The sequence below is a fragment of the Egibacteraceae bacterium genome (assembly GCA_040905805.1).
Taxonomy (GTDB): domain Bacteria; phylum Actinomycetota; class Nitriliruptoria; order Euzebyales; family Egibacteraceae; genus DATLGH01.
Genome location: JBBDQS010000147.1, coordinates 1 through 2,671, shown reverse-complemented (window position 1 = coordinate 2,671; position 2,671 = coordinate 1). Strand labels below are relative to the sequence as shown.

Genomic DNA, 2,671 nt, shown 5'->3' with positions numbered 1-2,671 from the left:
CGCAGCGTTCACCATCCACCGCGACGGCCACGTCGGGTTCACCGTCGGCGACTACGACCCGGCGTATCCGCTGGTGATCGACCCGACCTTGGACTACGCCACCTTCCTCGGCGGCAGCGGCTATGACGGTATCAGTGACATCGTCACCGACGGGAACGGCGATGTCTACGTCACAGGTGTGACCAACTCGGCGGATTTTCCCGCCACCTCGGGCGCGTTCCAGGAAGCCTGCGCCGAGGAGGACGAAGACGGCAACTGCCTCGGCAGCGCCGCGTTCGTGGCCAAACTCGTACCCGGGGGGGGCGAGGACGGGGCCGTCGCGTTGGAGTGGGCGACCTATCTGGGGGGGGCGGGGTTCGATCATGGCTATGAGGTTGTCGTCGATGATGACGGTGTCGTATATGTGGTCGGACTGACGAGCTCGGATGATTTCCCGACGACCGACGACGCGCACCAGGCCGATCCCGGCGGCGGGTTCGTGACCTTGTTGAGCCCTGACGGCTCGCAGTTGGTGTACTCGACCTACTACGCCGAACGCATCTGGACGATGGCGGTGGACGCCGCGGGCATGGTGTACGTCGGTGAGGAACGCGGCGGCGGCATCACCCGCATCGACCCGACCGCTGGGCCGGGCGAGGCGGCATTGGACCGCCTCGTCCTGACCACGGGGCGGGTGGACGCCGTGATCGTCGATGGCAACGGTTTTGTGTACGCCACGGGCAACCGGGGCACGTTCGAGGCGACCGCGGGGGCCTATCGCGAGGAGCCTGTCGGCCCGTGGCTGGTCAAGCTGGACTGGCCCGCGGAGGGTTTGGGCGAGGACCCGTTCGTTTACGCGACCTACGGCATCTTTGCGGAAGACATGGCCTGGAACCCCCGCGACGACACGATCTTCCTCGCCGGACGTCGTGGCGGCCCGGGTGTCGGCGACGCCAACTTCGAGGTCCCCGTGACGCTTGGGGCGATGCAGACCGAGCACTCCCGGTTCTTCGCCAACCACGGCCATGACGTCAGCGTCACCGAGGGGACCCTGCAGGAGCTGGACCCAGCGGGCAACGGCGCCGACGACATGGTGTACGCGACCATGTTCGGCGGGGTTTGGACGACCAGGGGCACGGCGGTCGCCGCCACCCCCGAGGGCACCGCCTGGGTGGCCGGCTACACCGCCGCCGGGGACTTCGCCCACCTCACCGAAGGCGCGTTCCAGCCAACTAGCGGTGTCACCGATGGGTTCGGGTTCCAGGCGCATGGCTCGCCGGGGAGCGCCGGTGTGCTGTTGCACATCGACCCGGCCGGCCGGGGCGAGGGTGACCTGCTGTACGGCACCGCGCTCGGCGCGGGCGGTACGCACCTGCGGTGGACTGGAGTGGATGTGGACGCCGACGGCAGGGTCAGCGTCGCCGGCATTGCCCGCCCGTCTGGTAGCGGCACATGGGGCGAGGACGCGCCGATCCCACCGACCTATAACGCGTTCCAGGACAGCCCCGTCTCCGAGGGCGACGGCGAGGGGTTTGTGCTGCGCCTGCACCCCGATGACACCGAGGCGGGCGGGCCTGGCGACACTGCCGCGCGCCCGCCTGGTGTGGAGGTCGGCCTGGTCGACGACGTCCACCCCGAGGGGTCCTCGCAGCGGCCGGGCCCAGCGGCGGGGCTGTCGGGTGCGGCGGGGGTGGCCGCCGACCTGACGGTGGTGGGCGAGACGTTGTTCTTCACCGCTTACCATCCCGACCACGGCCGCGAGCTGTGGCGCACCGACGGGACGCCGGAGGGCACGCAGCTGGTCAAAGACATCGTGGCGGGCGGGGACGCGCGTCCGCAGCTGTTGACCGCTGCGGGCGACACCCTGTTCTTCACCGCCAACCACCCTGACCACGGCCGGGAGCTGTGGCGCTCTGACGGCACGGCGGCGGGCACCGTGCTGGTGCGCGACATCTACCCGGGGCTCACCTCCACCCCGCGGCACATGGCCGCGGTCGGCGATGTGGCGTTCCTCGACCCCTACCATCCCGACCACGGCGCCTCGGGGCCCTATGTCGGGCGGGGTTTGTGGCGCAGCGACGGCACCGAAGCAGGCACCGAGCTGGTCAGGGACCCCTATCCCACGAGCATGACGTTGCTGAGCGAGCTGACCCCGGCTGGCGGCGTGCTGTTCTTCAGTGCCGGGAGTGGCACGAACAATCGTCTGTGGGTCAGTGACGGAACCGAGGAGGGCACCCAGGAGCTCACGCCAGCCGTGGTCCCCCGGCAGGTGACCGCCTTCGGTGACGGGGAAGCGTTGTTCAACGCCGAGGATGAGCACGGCCGGGAGCTGTGGTACTCCGACGGCACGCCGGAGGGCACCGGCCTGGTGGTGGATTTGAACCCGGAGGGGTCGTCGATCCCGTTGGAGCTCTCGCCGGTGGGCGAGGTGGCGTTCTTCTCCGCTTTTGCTGGCACCGGTGAGGATGACCCGCATGTGCCGCCCAGCTCGGTTGCGCCACAGGACCAGCATGACGACGCGCCGGGTCGGGAGCTGTGGGTGACTGATGGCACCGAGGCGGGCACCGAGCTGGTGGCCGACATCAACCTGGGTGGGTCGTCGCACCCGGCGGGCATGACCGCCGTCGGGAACTCGGGCACGGTGGTGTTCGCGGCCACCGGTGAGCAGGGCCGGGAGCTGTGGCGCACCGCT

The 2,671-nt window shown here is 69.9% G+C and carries 1 protein-coding gene; it reads left to right on the top strand.

The annotated features are described in order from the left end of the window. Nucleotides 1-2,671, top strand: a 2,671-nt coding sequence (locus tag WD250_16285; GenBank protein ID MEX2621776.1) for an ELWxxDGT repeat protein, incomplete at both ends; no start/stop codon positions are given.